This is a genomic window from Vibrio sp. N418, assembly GCF_000222565.1.
In the GTDB taxonomy this organism is placed as follows: domain Bacteria; phylum Pseudomonadota; class Gammaproteobacteria; order Enterobacterales; family Vibrionaceae; genus Vibrio; species Vibrio scophthalmi.
Genome location: NZ_AFWD01000035.1, coordinates 73,900 through 90,560 on the forward strand (window position 1 = coordinate 73,900; position 16,661 = coordinate 90,560).

The 16,661-nt window shown below is 44.7% G+C and carries 12 protein-coding genes; 9 read left to right on the forward strand and 3 right to left on the reverse strand.

The annotated features are described in order from the left end of the window. Nucleotide 1 precedes the first annotated feature (1 nt). From RH86_RS05805 to secF, 6 genes are all read left to right on the forward strand, one after another. Nucleotides 2-2,644 carry an ATP-binding protein gene (locus RH86_RS05805; RefSeq protein WP_009385495.1) on the forward strand — a complete coding sequence of 881 codons (2,643 nt, stop codon included), beginning with the start codon at nucleotides 2-4 and terminating at the stop codon, nucleotides 2,642-2,644. Nucleotides 2,645-2,863: 219 nt separating this feature from the next. Beyond that, the gene (locus RH86_RS05810; RefSeq protein WP_009385496.1) at nucleotides 2,864-3,751 is read left to right on the forward strand and encodes a PA4780 family RIO1-like protein kinase; all 888 of its coding nucleotides are present in this window, start codon (nucleotides 2,864-2,866) and stop codon (nucleotides 3,749-3,751) included. 282 nt (nucleotides 3,752-4,033) lie between these two features. Next, complete coding sequence (locus tag RH86_RS05815) at nucleotides 4,034-5,881, forward strand: M3 family metallopeptidase (protein WP_009385497.1); 1,848 nt, start codon at nucleotides 4,034-4,036, stop codon at nucleotides 5,879-5,881. A 367-nt stretch (nucleotides 5,882-6,248) separates the two neighbouring features. Continuing rightward, nucleotides 6,249-6,704: a hypothetical protein gene (locus tag RH86_RS05820; RefSeq protein ID WP_038219308.1), complete on the forward strand. Its 456-nt coding sequence runs from the start codon at nucleotides 6,249-6,251 to the stop codon at nucleotides 6,702-6,704. A gap of 208 nt (nucleotides 6,705-6,912) precedes the next feature. Continuing rightward, nucleotides 6,913-8,727: a protein translocase subunit SecD gene (secD, locus tag RH86_RS05825; protein ID WP_038219309.1), complete on the forward strand. Its 1,815-nt coding sequence runs from the start codon at nucleotides 6,913-6,915 to the stop codon at nucleotides 8,725-8,727. Between the two features lie 2 nt (nucleotides 8,728-8,729). Next, a complete protein-coding gene (gene secF, locus RH86_RS05830; protein WP_009385500.1) occupies nucleotides 8,730-9,626 on the forward strand; it encodes a protein translocase subunit SecF in 897 nt (298 codons plus the stop codon). 92 nt (nucleotides 9,627-9,718) lie between these two features. On the opposite strand, the gene RH86_RS05835 is transcribed toward secF, so the two are convergent. After that, nucleotides 9,719-11,155 (reverse strand): coniferyl aldehyde dehydrogenase, encoded by a 1,437-nt coding sequence (locus RH86_RS05835; protein WP_009385501.1) that lies wholly within the window; start codon nucleotides 11,153-11,155, stop codon nucleotides 9,719-9,721. 274 nt (nucleotides 11,156-11,429) lie between these two features. On the opposite strand from RH86_RS05835, the gene speG reads away from it, so the two are divergent. From speG to RH86_RS05850, 3 genes are all read left to right on the forward strand, one after another. Continuing rightward, nucleotides 11,430-11,957, forward strand: a complete 528-nt coding sequence (gene speG / locus RH86_RS05840; protein WP_005599882.1) for a spermidine N1-acetyltransferase — start codon at nucleotides 11,430-11,432, stop codon at nucleotides 11,955-11,957. A gap of 249 nt (nucleotides 11,958-12,206) precedes the next feature. Beyond that, nucleotides 12,207-12,875, forward strand: coding sequence for a hypothetical protein (locus RH86_RS05845; RefSeq protein WP_009385502.1), 669 nt, complete (start codon nucleotides 12,207-12,209; stop codon nucleotides 12,873-12,875). Nucleotides 12,876-13,035: 160 nt separating this feature from the next. Then, complete coding sequence (locus tag RH86_RS05850) at nucleotides 13,036-15,033, forward strand: leucine-rich repeat domain-containing protein (RefSeq protein ID WP_009385503.1); 1,998 nt, start codon at nucleotides 13,036-13,038, stop codon at nucleotides 15,031-15,033. 184 nt (nucleotides 15,034-15,217) lie between these two features. Here RH86_RS05850 and RH86_RS05855 read toward each other — a convergent pair whose 3' ends face one another. Both RH86_RS05855 and RH86_RS05860 read right to left on the reverse strand, forming a co-directional pair. Further along, nucleotides 15,218-15,592 (reverse strand): hypothetical protein, encoded by a 375-nt coding sequence (locus tag RH86_RS05855; RefSeq protein WP_005599879.1) that lies wholly within the window; start codon nucleotides 15,590-15,592, stop codon nucleotides 15,218-15,220. Nucleotides 15,593-15,829: 237 nt separating this feature from the next. Further along, entirely contained in the window at nucleotides 15,830-16,354 is a 525-nt protein-coding gene (locus RH86_RS05860) for an RNA methyltransferase (RefSeq protein WP_005599877.1), read from the reverse strand. Nucleotides 16,355-16,661 lie beyond the last annotated feature (307 nt).

A 16,661-nucleotide genomic window follows, 5' to 3' on the forward strand; every position in this document is an offset into this window, starting at 1 on the left:
TATGACTCTACGCTCTAAGACCATAATAGGCATTGCTCTCATCGAAGCGCTCGCGCTTGGAATATTGATTGTCAGCGGCTTAAGTTGGTTAAAAAGCTCAAATGAGAAAAGTCTTGAGATTGGTAGCCAGCAATTAGTAAGTGTATTTGCTAAAGCCTCTCGAGACGCAGTTATCGCAACAGATCTTGCCTACTTGGCCAGTTTTGCGCAATCGGTCGTCAGTGAACACAACCTTGCCTACATCCGAATTGTTGATCAAAATGGCATCGAACTTACTCGTAAAGGCGACTATTTCTCCGTTGATACCAACGTACTCCCTTTCGATGCCTCCGATGGAATTTACGATGTATCCAGCCCAATAATGCTTGATGAACTCTCTTTTGGTTCGGTAGAGATGGGCGTTAGGGTTGACGGTATTCACCAAATTTTTGATTATGCCAAACGAGCCAGCATTTTTATCGCTGTTATCGAAATGTCTCTGGTTGCACTCTTTTCTTTTGCGCTAGGTACATACCTAATGAAGCGATTGGATTTACTGCGAAAAGGGGTTATGAAAGTCACTCAGCAGGGACCTGGCACACATATAACCATCCCTGGAAATGACGAAGTAACACGGGTTGGGGATGCATTTAATCTTATGTCCTCCTCACTTGCCCAAGCACAAGATAATTTGGCTCAAGAGTATTACAAGCAAAAAATCCTCTCTGATAAAGTCTCTCTACTGGCTGAAGTCGCAGAGCATGCACGTGATGCCATCATCATCACCAGTCCAGATGGAAAAATTGTCTGGGTAAATCCTGCTTTTGAACGATTAACCAAGTACTCGCTACAAGAAGCACTCAACCATACTCCCGGTACACTATTACAGGGTGAAGAATCCGATCAGGCAACAGTCGAACTGCTTTCTCAAAGCATCAAAAACCAAGCACCTATTCGAGTTGAGATCCTCAACTACACTAAATCACGAGAAAAATATTGGGTTGAAATCGATCTTTCCCCAGTACTTGATCAAAACGGAGATCTACTGCGGTTTATCGCCGTGGAGCGCAATATTACAGATCGACGCGAAATCGAACAGCAACTCTCGGCGGCAGTGGAGAAATCTAACCATGCCGCAAAAGCAAAATCAGAGTTTCTCGCTAACATGAGCCATGAAATCCGCACCCCGATGAATGCCATTATGGGGATCAGTGAAGTACTACTTGAAAATGAACAACGGGTTGAACAAAAAGATTTGTTAACATTACTTCACCGTTCTGCGGGTAACTTAGTCACCGTCATCAATGATATTCTCGATTACAGCAAAATCGAGGCCGGTAAACTGACTCTCATTGAAGAAGCCTTCGATTTAAAAGAACTAATCGAAAACTGCAGTAATTTATGCGCTTATCAAGCGACACACAACAAATTGATACTCTTAGTCGATATGCCACTTTCCATTGATAGTAAGGTTATTGGTGACAAAGGGCGCATCAACCAGATCCTGCTAAACCTCGTCGGTAATGCCCTTAAATTTACCCAACATGGTCACGTACTATTAAAAGTATCAGCAACTAAGCATGGCTATCAGTTTGATGTTATTGATACCGGAATCGGCATTCCAGCTGATCGCCTTCCCCACATCATGGAAAAATTCGAACAAGTCGACAACTCGGTCACCCGACAATATGAAGGAACAGGCTTAGGATTAGCAATATCCAAACGTTTAATTCAAGCTTATGGAGGCGAGCTTAGCGTCACATCTACCGAAGGTGTCGGATCTCGCTTTAGTTTTAGCCTCAATCTAAAACATCAACCCGAAATAAGCTCTCAACAGAATCGTCTGCAGCGACAGAAGCTGCTACTGATTGATGATTACTTACCGCGAGCAAAACGACTAAAAGCAATCGCGGAAGAGCTAAATTTAGACTTCATCCATTTTTTATCCAGCGAACAAACTCAAGCTGACCAAAATGACCTCTCCCTGTACGACGTCATTCTTATTGGTCAATGCGAACGTCATGCAGATAAAGAGCTATTAAACTCTCTTAAACATCAGCCAAATCACAAAACTATTATTCGCATTCTAGAACCGACTTGGGGAGAGCTTACCAATCATCCGTTACTTACATCCCATCAGCGAATATCCCAACCTGTAACAGCAAGCAAGCTACTGCAACTATTTAGCGCCGACGACAAGCCAATTAACCCAGTCGCATCTTGCCAAGCAGCTAACTTAACAGGTATTAGCTTGTTGGTTGCAGAAGACAGTAGTGTTAACCGAATTTTGATATCAAAGATGCTTGAAGATACTGGTATCGACCTAATTTTGGCAGAAGATGGCGCAATTGCTCTCGATCTTTATCAACAAATGAAACCCGACTTAGTGATCACCGATATTTCAATGCCGAATAAAGATGGTTTCAGCCTAACGAAAGACATTCGCGAACTTCAAAAATCCGCAGATTATGTGTGGTGCCCAATCGTGGCATTTTCAGCTCATGCTTTACAAGAAGAGCGGGAAAATAGTAAAGAAATTGGTATGGATGACTATCTCACTAAACCGATCAAAAAAATTGAGTTGCTCAACATGATTACCAAATGGATCAATCATGATAAGTTGAGTCATCAGAGTGGGTCTGACCTCAACGTCCACCTAAAATGAAACAAACACGAATTTTATTCACGTTTGTATAAGTTTTCGTTGTTCACAACCGTTACACTCATTTTAACTGCAACTTTCCACCTATTTGCTCAACAAAAAACCACTTGCAATGAGTTCCACTAACGAAATCCGTCTTGTTTGTCAGCAAATCTGCTAGATATTTCATCCATTCAGCAGCTTTATATTACATCCTCACAAGAACTAGGGTATAACGGCAAAATGAAAATACCGAAACGAATACAGCCCCTAGTTGACGATGGTTTGGTCGATGAAGTGACCAGCCAGTTAATGAGTGGCAAAGAAGCCTCAGTGTATATAGTACGCTGCGGTGAGACGATCCGCTGCGCCAAGGTTTATAAGGAAGCAACTCAGCGCAGCTTTAAAAAAGCCGTGGCCTACCGAGAAGGCCGCAAAGTCCGTAATAGCCGTCGCGCTCGTGCGATGGAAAAAGGCTCAGGCTTTGGTCGCGAACAGCAAGAGAAGATGTGGCAAAGTGCGGAAGTGGATGCTTTATACAAGCTGGCGGCTGCCGGTGTACGTGTCCCTGTCCCTTACGGCTGTTTTGATGGCGTCTTACTGATGGAGCTAGTCACCGACGAGGAAGGCTATGTTGCCCCACGTCTGAACGATGTAGAGCTATCTGCCGAGCAAGCACTCCGAGACCATAAAACCATGATGGGCTATGTGGTCAAAATGCTGTGTGCGGGTTTGATCCACGGTGACTTATCTGAATTTAACGTACTGGTTGATGAACAGGGCCCGGTAATTATCGACCTACCACAAGCGGTCGATGCGGCTACGAATAATAATGCAGAGTGGATGTTAACCCGTGATATCAACAATATTCGCGACTATTACAGCCAGTTTGCGCCAGAACTAAAAACCACCGAATATGCCAAAGAAATGTGGGCTATATTCGAGAAAGGTGATTTAACACCTGAAACTGAATTAACCGGTCAATTTACCGAAGTTGATACCGTGGCCGATCTCGCCACTATCATGCAAGAAATTGATGCCGCGCGTGATGAAGAGCGCTACCGACGCGAACGCATCAAAGAAGCCAGAGATGGCATTGATGAAAGCAAATTTAACTGGGCAGAAGACTAAATGACATTGTCGCTAGAGTAGATTTAGCGACAATTTCTCCTCACAATACGCACCTCATCACTGCAAGCACAAAAAATCGCACACTGACTAAAGTACACCGTAAACACACGTTATTTTCCTTCTTTGAACCTTCCGTTTTCATCCTAAACTGCTAAGACAATATTTGCTCATTAGCCCCTCAGCATGTTATCAAATAACTCGGCGTTACCTACATCACGGCTCTGGGATCCCCCGATTTCATCTTGCTTCACGGTTTTCAGGGCGACAACAACAAGGATTGATATGACTGCCACACAATTTCTCAACGATCTCAATGCACGCTATTTGGTCATCCATCGCACCAAAGAGGACTGGTTTTGGGATACCTACATGGGGCTAAGCGACGATCACCCCGCGGCGGCCAAAGCGCAGACGCAATGGAGCCAATTTCTCAGCAGCGCTGACAACCTCAAGCAAGTAAAACAGCAACTTGAGCTCGCGCAAAACATCGAAAACACTGATGAACGATCCGTCACCACCCATGGCCTGACAGGTTGGCTAGCGGTATTTGAATCACATGCGATTGAAGAGCCACAAACCGCACAACAACAAGCAGATTTAATCCAATTCGAAGCTGAGTTGTTTAAAGCAAAACAAGCGCACGTGATGCATTACATCAATGACAATGGCGAGCAAGTCGAAGGATCTCTACCGGTGCTTGCCGCGGCTGTACGCACCAGTAATAACGAAGCAGTACGTCAATCCGCTCATTCAGCTTTTATTGAGTTAGAACAATGGCTACTACAAAACGGCTTTATTGATTTGGTTAAGCGTCGTAACCAATTTGCACACGCACAAGGTTTTGCCAACTACTTCGATTATTCGGTGCGAAAAACGGAACATATGAGCAGTGATGAACTGTTCGTCATTTTGGATGATTTTGAACAGCGCACCCGCCAAAGCAACCTTGATGCCCTACAAGCACTAAGCGAACAAAAAGGCCGCCAAGCGCTGCTGGGGCATAACTTCGTCTACGCCTATTCCGGTGATGCGATGCGCGATCTCGATCCTTATGTGCCTTTCTCTCAATCGCTTCGCCGTTGGGTCGACTCGTTCGGTCGTTTGAATATTGATTACTCGGGCGCTGAACTAACGCTAGATTTACTCGACCGTAAAGGAAAGTATCAAAACGGTTTTTGCCATGGCCCTGTGCCCTCATTTTACGACCAAGGCGAATGGATTGCGGCGAAAGTTAACTTCACCAGTAATGCAAAACCGGACCAAGTTGGCAGCGGCTACAGTGGGATTAATACTTTATTCCATGAAGGGGGCCATGCAGCACACTTTGCTAATATGAAGCAAAACGCGCCTTGCTTCTCAATTGAATTCGCCCCAACGTCAATGGCGTACGCCGAAACACAATCAATGTTCTGCGATAGCTTGCTAAACGATGCAGATTGGCTAAAACGTTACGCCTTTAACCATCAAGGGGAAGTCGTACCCGACTCTGTGATTGAAGCCATGACCAAAAGCCGCCAGCCTTTTAAAGCGTATGAAGAACGTTCTATTTTGGTTGTGCCCTATTTTGAACGTGCGTTATATCAGTTAAGTGACGATGAGTTAACCGCCGAGAACATTACGACACTCGCTCGCGAAACAGAGCAGCGCATTCTGGGTTTAGCATGCAGTCCTCGACCACTGTTGGCGATCCCTCATTTGTTGTCGGATGAATCCGCCTGCTCTTATCAAGGCTATTTGCTGGCACACATGGCGGTCTACCAAACTCGCGCATACTTGCTAGCAGAGTACGGTTATCTCACTGACAATCCTGCTATTGGGCCATTACTTAATCAGCATTACTGGCGTCCAGGCAACAGCCTCACGCACAATGAGACCATTGAAAGCCTAACCGGCGAAGGCTTCAATGCTAAGTATCTGGCGGATGTTTGTAACTTATCCGCGGAAGAATCTTGGCAGGTTCAGCAACAAAAAATGGCACACGCCAGTCCCCGACCTCAAGGCGCTCCAGCGGATCTCAATGCGAAAATTACAGTGATTGATGGCGCGCAAACCTTAGCCAGCAATCAACAGTCGAGTGAAATGATGTGTCAACAATTTGAGCAATACATCAAACATCATTACGGCTGCTAAGATGAGAGTCAAAAACGCTTTAATGCAACACTCATGATTAAGACCGCCTTAGGGCGGTTTTTGTTTATAACGTCAGTTTTATGCAAGATTCAGCAAGGCATTACCGTAAGATAATACCCATAGATGAAATAAAGCCGCCACTAATCTGCGTTTATACAACCCATAGCAACAACAAATCAACTTCTTAAATATCAATACTTTAAGAAGGTTGCCTTATAATTAACGCCCGCTTTCATCAACAATATATTGAGAAATTTTACCCATTTAGCGCATTCACTGCTTGTCGATTTTGAAACTCAGGCTTATGATGAGCGCGAATCATAGTGTGAGTTATTGTATGCGTGAGCAGTGGATTAAACGGTGTCGGATGTTGAGCGTTATGCTTAGCTTGCTGCTCGCCTGTTTTTCAGCTAGCGCAGCATTAGCCGCTGGTGACGCCAATGGGCCAATCACCAAACCGCTATTAACCCAACCGATTCAAGTTATCATTCACCACGATAGCGCCGAGCATCACACTACCTCAAGCCCAGTTCACAAACTGCATATTGAGCATCGTGCACCCGCTAAATCGCTCTCTCCTAGTCTTGCTTCTATTTTACGTAATGGCTCATTTATCCCTGAGCGCCTACACGAAGCAGAGCCTAACTATGAGCTCGTGTTCGAATTTAGTGATACTCATGCACAAACATTGCGCTGGAGTGTTTATTTCGCGCTCGACCAATGGCATGACTGGACATTGCACCCACCCGCAACGTCACATCGTATTGCTGGCTGGAAAGAATCCAATCTCCTCTATCGGTTTATAAGCCAAGCCGACGCTTAACTTTTTCTCTCTTGCCCTTTTTTGGGTTCAATTTGTCACACCTCTTGTTTCGTAGTCACCGTTTTAGCGCCGTAGTTACGTTCGGTTAATTTCGAGCAAACGGCACAAACAACGCTATAAGCGACTGCGAACGATGACGATTCATCTCTCATCATACTAGGTGCGACACTTTTTCACTCCTATCGGCCTTGCCGAAGAGAAAAATGTTATGCATAAAAAGAAAACTTCCCGAACTGTGCTGAACCACTACTCAGCATGGAAATACGTTGTGTTAATCACAACGGTCATCATCATGTTGTTCAGCGCCTTACCATCTTGGTTTGGTGAAAATGCCGCCGTGATCATGAATCACAAAGCTACGCCAATTTCTGTTGTGACAGCCCAGCAACAACTTGATGCTCACAATATTGCAGTGAAGCGTATCAACCAACAAGACAACGAAACCACCGTTGTACTTGAACACGCGAACGACCAAAACAAAGCCAAAAACATCTTGGCTGACTTTGCGCCAAAAGAAGATATCGTCACACTGGCCATGGTACCAGCCGCACCCACTTGGTTACTCGACATGGGCTTCAAACCGATTAAGCTTGGCCTAGATTTACGCGGTGGCGTGCAGTTCTTACTTGATGTGGATATGAAAGAAGTCTTCCGCTCTCATGCTGAGCAAGCGCAAGATTCTATTAAAGATTACGCTCGTGAAGAACGCATTCGTGGTGTTCGCATCGAAGCCGATCGCGATGCCGATATCAGCATAAAAGCACCGAATGAAGAGTCGGTTGCCACCCTGCGTAAATACATCAACCAACAATTCCCTCAATGGGTGGTGAAAGGTGAAGGTGATAACGGTTTAACGATGGCACTAGCGGATTCTGAAAAACAGACGCTAACCAGTCTAACCGTGCAACAGAACTTGCAAACCATGCGTAGCCGCATCGAAGAGCTTGGTATCACTGAAGCGGCGGTACAACGTCAAGGTGAACATCGTATTCGTATCGAACTACCGGGTGTACAAGATCCAGCGGCAGCGAAAAACGTAATCGGTGCAACGGCTAGTCTTGCGTTCTATGAAGTGAAGCCAGAGCGTATGGCTGGCACTGAAATGATCATGGACAAAGATGGTCGCCCAGTACATGTGACTCGTAAACCAGTCCTAACCGGTGAACACATCGTCGACGCGCGTGCTGGAATGGGCGAAATGGGTATGCCGGAAGTTAACATCAGCCTCGATTCAGCGGGCGGTAAAATGATGTCTGACTTCTCAGGTAAGCATATCGGTAAACCAATGGCGACGGGTTACAGTGAATACAGCCGTGATGCCAATGGCAACGTTGAGCAATCAAACACCATTATCAGTGTCGCAACTATCCAATCTCAACTAGGTAACCGTTTTAGAATTACCGGTGTTGGTCAGCTCAATGATGCACAAGATCTCGCGCTATTGCTGCGCGCAGGCTCGCTAACTGCGCCGGTCACCATCGTTGAAGAACGTACCATCGGCCCATCTTTAGGTGCTGAAAACATCCAAAATGGTTTTGCCGCTCTTGCACTTGGCATGGGTCTTACTCTGTTATTTATGGCAGTTTGGTACCGTAAACTGGGTTGGGTGGCAAACGGTGCTTTGCTGATCAACATGGTGATGCTACTTGGCCTCATTGCCCTCTTACCTGGTGCGGTATTAACACTACCGGGTATCGCAGGTTTGGTATTAACCATTGGTATGGCGGTAGATACCAACGTACTTATTTTTGAACGAATTAAAGAAAAACTTCGTGAAGGTCGCAGCCTTGCTCAATCAATTGACCTTGGTTTTAGCAGCGCGTTTGCCACCATCCTTGACTCCAACATCACGACGCTGATTTCAGCCGCTACGCTCTACATGATTGGTAATGGCCCAATTCAAGGCTTTGCCTTAACGCTTGGCTTAGGTTTGTTAACCAGTATGTTCACCGGCATTTTCGCGTCTCGCGCGATGATCAATTTAATTTGGGGTAAAGATTCACGTCGCGGAGTGAGAATTTAATTATGATTACCAATAAAACACTAACCAAATGGCGTCACGCTGGCAGCTTGATTTCTTGCCTGCTGATCATCGTATCGATTTTTTCTTTGGCAACTAAAGGCTTGAATTTCGGTCTCGATTTTACTGGCGGTATGATCAGCGAAGTGCGTTTAGATAACACCCTAACTGCAGCGCAAATCCAAACCAACCTTGAGGCTGCGTTACACCAGCCAGTATCGGTTGTTTCAACGGGTGATGATGGCCAGTGGATGCTGCGTTACGCCGCCACAGAAGACATTCAACAACAACCTGAAATTAGACAATTGCTGGCAAGCTTCTCAGACAATGTGGAAATGATTAACGTCAGCTTAGTTGGCCCACAAGTGGGACAAGAGCTGGCAGAACAAGGCGGCCTAGCGGTAATGATTACCTTGATGGTGATCCTCGCCTACCTAAGCTTCCGCTTTGAATGGCGCTTAGCATCGGGGGCTCTACTTGCGCTGATGCACGATGTGTTTATTCTGCTCGGTTTCTTCTCACTGACTGGAATGGAATTCAACCTTACGGTACTAGCGGCGCTGTTAGCAGTGTTGGGTTACTCACTCAATGACTCAATCATCATCTCTGACCGTATTCGTGAACTACTAAGAGCGAATGTGAAATTACCAATCGCAGAGTTAAACAACCAAGCAATCTTAAATACACTGTCACGTACCCTAATCACATCTGGTACCACGCTGATTTCGGTTGCGTCACTGTGGTTATTGGGCGGAGAGCCACTATTCGGCTTCTCTGTCACCATGTTCATCGGCATTGTGGCTGGCACATGGTCAACCATGACCATCGCAACCATCATTCCTGAACTGACTCATCTAGGCCCTCAGCATTACGCGCCAGAGCCTATCTCTGAAGCGCCATAACCCCTAGGGTAAAGCTTGATAACTTAGATAGTCGTTAATCGGTATAATATAAAGTGCAATAATCAAATCAGACCCTCAGGGTCTGATTTTTTTTACTTGATGAACATCGCTGCCATGACTTTCTTCATCCACTTCCGGTGCTGAATAATCCAGCGAGCACGCGGTAACCAACTTGGCGTCGTCAAGACTGTCTTCGCTTTCGACAAACTGCGAAATCCCTCCACACCGTGATAATGCCCCATTCCGGAAGCGCCTATCCCACCAAACGGCGCATCATGCGCTGAAACGTGCAATAAGGTATCATTGATACACAGACCACCGCTGTGTGTCTGGTGGCTAACCTGTTCAATTAACGTTTTATCGTTACTCATTAAATAGAGCGCTAATGGCCGCGGGCGATTTTCGATATATTCGATTGCTTGGTCAACATGGTGATAACCGATAATCGGTAAAATAGGGCCAAAAATCTCTTCCTCGGTCACCAACATATCATCACTGAGAGTGGTGATCAGATGTGGCAGCATCTCACGTTCAGCGAGCGGCATATCTTCGATAGTGTAAACCTTGCCGCCTTTTAGTTTGGCATCTTCGATATAACGGATTAAACGCTCAAACTGCGCTTGATTGATGATGCGTGTCATCGCCAACTGATGATTCTGATTAAGATATGCTTGGCGATATTGGCGAAAGTAACTTTCTATAAAGGCTTGTTGCTGATCTTCTGGCAGCAAAACATAATCTGGGGCGACACAGATCTGTCCAGCATTAAGTGATTTTCCCATTAAGATGGCCGCCACCGCTTTATCAATATCAGCATCCGGTGCAATAATAACCGGTGATTTTCCACCCAATTCGAGTATGACTGGGGTTAGGTTTTTCGCTGCTTGCTCTGCCACCATACGGCCAACTTGAGTTGAGCCAGTAAAAAGTAAATGGTCAAAAGGCAATTGAGAAAAATACTGCGCGATCTCAACCTCTCCTTCCACCGCGCAAACATAGCCATCAAGGTGGGCGAGAATCTTGCTCAGGATCTGATTTGTATTCGGGGTATGCTCACTGAGTTTCACCATCACTCGATTACCCGCAGCTAATGCAGTAACGACTGGCGCAATACTAAGGAAAATTGGGAAATTCCAAGGAACGATAACCCCCACAACACCTAGGGGTTGATAGATAACGTTAATACGAGAAGGGGCTAATAATAAGCCCGAGCGACGTTTTGATGGTTTAGCCCACTTACGCAAATTTTTACAGGTGTAATGGATATGTTCAATCGCCGGAAGTAAATCGCAAATCGTACTATCAAATTCGCTACGGTAACCATAATCTTCATCCAGCGCACGAATCAGATCGGCTTGATGCTCAATTAACGCCTGCTTAAGCTGCATTAAGATCTGCAAACGATGCGACAGTTCTGGGTATGACTGTGCTTGAAAATTCCCGCTTAACTCTTCAAATAACACCTGTAATTCTTCCTGAGATTTCACATGCGCTTTTTGCCAACGATTTAGATCGACGATCTTCTCCATAACCTTAATACACTCTTACGATTCATCGACTTAAGAATAGCCAGTTTTAACTCAGAAATCACGGCTGTTCGATAGCCTCCTTGTAACACACTTCTCTGGGTAGTAATCCCCCCATACCGAATAACATCTCCAGTAACATCACCAATAACATTATCTAAGAATGCGCCAAATAGTGATTCCCCACTCCAAATTATAGTGATATGTTCTCGCCATCAGCATAAGACACTAAAGACTGTGCTGTTACTACTATATTTACTTGTTAATGGAAAGTAACATGGATAATGAAATCCGATTACGTGCTCTCGAGCAAACAGACCTTCGCTTTATTCACCAGCTAAACAACAACCGTTCAATCATGTCATATTGGTTTGAAGAACCGTATGAATCGTACTACGAGCTGGAAGACCTCTACCGTAAACACATTCACGACAGTAATGAACGCCGTTTTATCGCGGAAAACTCGGAGAATCAAGCCATTGGCCTTGTCGAGTTAGTTGAAATTAACTCCATTCACCGCAACGCTGAATTCCAAATCATTATTGCGCCAAACTATCAAGGTTGCGGCTATGCTCGCGGTTTGATCAATAAAGCGTTGAATTACGCTTTTACTATTTTAAACCTGCACAAAGTGTATTTGCATGTGGCCGTCAACAACGAGAAGGCGATTCATCTGTATGAAAAAAGCGGCTTTGTTGAGGAAGGGCATTTAGTCAAAGAAATCTTCGTTAACGGCGAATACTGCGATATCAAGCGCATGTATATTCTTCAAGATAACTACCTAGCGAATCGCAATAAGCAATAGCACATTACTGATATCACAGATATATACGGCAATTGATGCAAAGGGCTTCTCACAGAGAAGCCCTTTTCTATTTAAGCCTGAGGGAAATTATCCAAGATATGTATGCTGTAAAACCACAAAATACAATCAGCACCACATAAATTATTGAATAGAGGAGTTAAAGTACGGCCTTCTATTTTCATGGTTCACTCCTCTTCAGTGAGCAAGTATTTCTCTTATATAAAAAATAAGGCTATTTGTTGTATCGTTATGGCTAAAAATAAACGCAAAAATTCGGCTAAAAAAGAAAAAAAACACTCCAACGTACCACCTAAAAAACAAAAGCGATTCTGGCACAACCCAATCCTAATCGCCTTAGCCATTATCATTATTACCCCGTTTACCTCTCTGGTACTGGTCGGTAAAGACAGCATGATTAACGCAAAGCTTGAACATATCTGCTCGGCACTCGCAGCAAAAACCTACCCTAACGGCAAAATCGACTACATCAACAATAAAACGCAGATCTTCGATGATTTTGAGTATGCGCTAGCTCTGGAAAACCCAAACAGAGAAGAGATGGATGGAATCAGCTATAGAGGACAATATAATTCACTCGACATCGCTTACAGCTATGGTGAACGTTTTCAAACCCGAGACGTTAAGATCAAGATTCAAGAACTGATCGATGGCACAAAACTCTCTTCTACTCTGTCGTGTCATTTTAAGAGTGAACTCGGATATCTTGAAGAAAGGTTGAGATTTGATCGATTTACTTATAAATCTGTCGAATATCCGAGTGGCAACGCATGGTTTGTCTATGATGGCAGCGTCGATTACATTGAGGTTGGCGATCATGGTTACTATGTCTCAATGGACTCGAGCGTACTAAGCCGATGGGCGTTTCTCTACAAACAAGTAAAAGCGCTGTTTGTTTAATGGCCCCCACCAAACAGGATGTGTAACACTTTAAAGTAGCATGGCCAAATCAATCGCTTCTTGGCATGCTGCTTACCTCGTTTGTATACAAAGTCACTGAATATTATCGTCAGGCTCGAGCAAATACGCCTGAGCCTTTTTCCAGAATCAAGAGGAAGTCATGAATAATTCCAACCGCCAAGCTCATACTCTGACATTAGCAGACGTTGAATTTGACCAAAGCTCGGGAATGATTACCGAATACACGGCAAGCTACACCGAGATTATTATTCCTGAAACATTCAATCATATTCCCGTCGTCGCCATTGATGAAGAAGCGTTTAGCCGCTGTGACTTAACCCATGTCACTATCGCCGATTCAATCACTTATATCGGTGAATATGCGTTTCTCAATAATGAACTGACCAGTGTAACGTTGCCTAACGCTCTAAGCACTATTGAGGAAGGTGTGTTCATGGGGAATGAGCTTGGTCAGGTCACTATTCCAAATTCCGTCACCTCGATTGGAGCGAGAGCTTTCTCTAATAATCAATTAACTGATGTGGCGATTCCAAATTCGGTGATTCGCATCAATAAAAGCGCTTTTGCCGACAACCAACTCAGCGCGATTTCGCTACCTGACTCGATACTAACGATTGGTCACAATGCATTCGATGGTGATCTACTGGAATCAACCCCTTTTTCTGCATCTGCTTTAGAGCAGGAGCATACCCTCACGTCAATCGACGTCGATTTTAATCCAGAGACAGGCCGAATCCTCCAATACTATTCCAGTTACACCAACATCATTATTCCAGACAATTTTGATGGTATGCGCGTAACCGAGATTGAGTATTGCGCCTTTCGCCACTGCCACTTAACACGAGTAGTGCTACCTCACTCATTAACCTTGATTGGCAACGGCGCCTTTGAACATAATGCGCTAAGTGAAATAGAGATTCCTCATCAAGTAGAATCCATCGAACGTGACGCCTTTGCCAATAATCAAATCACACATGTCGATATTCCCAACTCAGTGAAAGAAATCGGCTATCGCGCCTTCGCTGAAAATGGCTTAACCAGCGTGATCTTACCTGAAGGCATTGTCACCATTGGTAATAGTGCCTTTATTGAAAATTCGCTGGCACATGTCACCATCCCTGACTCCGTCACTTCGATTGAGTATCGGGCTTTTGCTGAAAACGCCTTAACCAGTGTGACTCTGTCAAATAATTTAGTCACGATTGGAGAAATGGCGTTCGAAGAAAACCAGTTGATGAAAATAACAATTCCAGACTCCGTCACTCAAATTGGCGAATATGCCTTCAATGATAATGAACTTGAAAAAGTGACGCTATCTCAGTCACTCGAGAGCATTGGTGAACATGCTTTTGATGGTAACAACCTAGACGAATTGGTCGTGCCAAACTCTGTCACCAGCATTGGTCGTTTTGCCTTCTTCGATAATGAACTCACCAAGGTGACACTCTCTGACTCATTACGAGAAATCCACGACTACGCTTTTTCCGTCAATCAGATCGCCAGTATCACTTTGCCTGATTCTCTCACCTTTATTGGCGAGCGGGCCTTAGCCGAAAACGCCCTAACTCATGTATCCATTCCACCATCAGTGCAAGTTATCGCTAAAGATGCCTTTGACTTCAACCCATTAACCAGTATCGCAATACACAGCCCGACGGTTTCGATTGCCCCTAACGCTTTTCCAGAACACTTACTCGATGCGACGCCATTTTCTCAGCATCAACTTACCTCGCCTCATACGTTAACCCTGAAAGACGTTAATTTTGAGGCAGAAACGGGCACTATTTTGGAGTACTTTGCCCGTTATACCGAGATTGTAATTCCGAATCAGTTTAATGGTGTCACGGTTGAGGCTATCGGCTCCGATGCCTTTCGCAGAAGCAAGTTAACTAAGGTGACCTTGCCTGATTCGCTCAAATTAATCGGCCATGCAGCCTTTACCGACAATAAGCTGCTTGAATTAGAGATCCCAGCCTCCGTGACAAGGATTGAAGAATATGCGTTTTGGAATAATGAAGCCATCAAAGTGATCGCTTATAACCGTGATACTCAGGTGGACTACGCGGCTTTTGCGTCAGAATCAAGCGACGAAGAAGATGACTACTATGGCTATCCTGAGGATGTAGTCTACCGTTGATGCAGCACTGACACGATAACCCAATCCGCTTATGAGCACGCGATAGATAAAGAGTGAGTTAAGATAAGTTCGCTGAGATAAAAACAAAAACGCAGAGCTCTGATTGAGACTCTGCGTTTTTACTTGTGTTCGATTTATGAGGATAGAAGGCAAACCAAAGCGATCACTCATATTACCGGTCTAATTATTCGATCTCTTTCATCGCAGACACAACCGAAGGCTCATTGATCAGGTTAAACAGTAGACTTTTCGCTGATGAACGCTGTGCATCAGAAAGAACCTTGTTCGGGTTCTCTCTCGATTGAGTAAGAATATTCTTCACAAAACGGCTGTTAGTACCCGACAGTTCATAAACAAAGCGCAGCGTATCAAGCAGCTCGCTCTGTGGGAAACTGTACACCGCCATTTCACAACTCAGTTTATCCATCGCCAATAAGTTGTTTACTACCGCTTTGCGTTCAGAATTGAACTTCTCTTTAGCTTCATGAGCATCAATCAGCGCTTGCACCCTGTCGGCAATCGCGACAGGGACTTCCATTGTTTTTGTTTTATGAGTCATTACTGATTCTCCTGCTCTAACTGATTCTATTATAAGCTTAAGTTTACGCGCTCGCGTATGCCTCGGCATCAACTTTAACTTTTATATGCGGTAATGAATGGAGAAATAACCGCACCATATTGTTACAGCTTGCCTCATTTCAAGCCCAATGCCCACCCTTTGTCAAAACGATTGGACAAAATTAGAGCGGTTGAATTCAGAAACAGGACTCTCAATACATCTTTTGATGTCAATCGCTTACGCGACATCACTGGTCGACTTAATCACAAGCTTATTCTTATTATCACGGCTGCTGCGGATCAGTTCATCACCTTGAATCATGTTTTCTGACTTAGCCAAACGATCATAAAGCAGTACATTCACCGAAGCGGCAAGATTCATACAGCCAATCGTTGGTACGTAAACGACGTGATCAGCTCTATCGGCAACTTGTTGAGGAATCGAGCCATCTTCCGGCCCAAAAACATAAATCGCTTTGTCTGGATGCTGAAAATACGGCAGTGGTGTTGCCCCTTCTGCCAATTCAACACAGACAATCTTTACATCTTCCGCTAAACCATCAAGCACACAATCAGCACCCGTCAATGGAATACTCTGAATCATACTCTTGGTATCAGTCGCAAACTTCACCGCACGATCGTAGCGTTCACCCGTATAGGTCACTGCATTCGCTTGATAACAGCCAGCAGCTCTCATTACTGCGCCGACGTTTTCAGGACTTTTCGGGTTGATTAATCCAATGATGGTGTGAGTGTTATTCATGTTATGCGTCTCTGATCTTGCATTATCAGGCACCGTAGCCTGCGAAGGGCGGCATTCTAGCAAATGCAGGCCTAGATTCAAAAAAACATCGTTAATAGACGCGCAGCAATCCTGAGTGCAAGGAGAAGGGTTAGCGAAGAAAACAGCAGAGGTGACGAGATTAATCAGCGATCATGGCTGAATGATGTGAGCCTCTGAAGAGAGGTGGGTGATCAGGTTATTGGCAATGCTCATGATACTTGAGCACTGCCAATGTCAACTTAGCCTAGCGTTTATGCGCCAGCTTAGATCAGATAGAGCCGCGTTA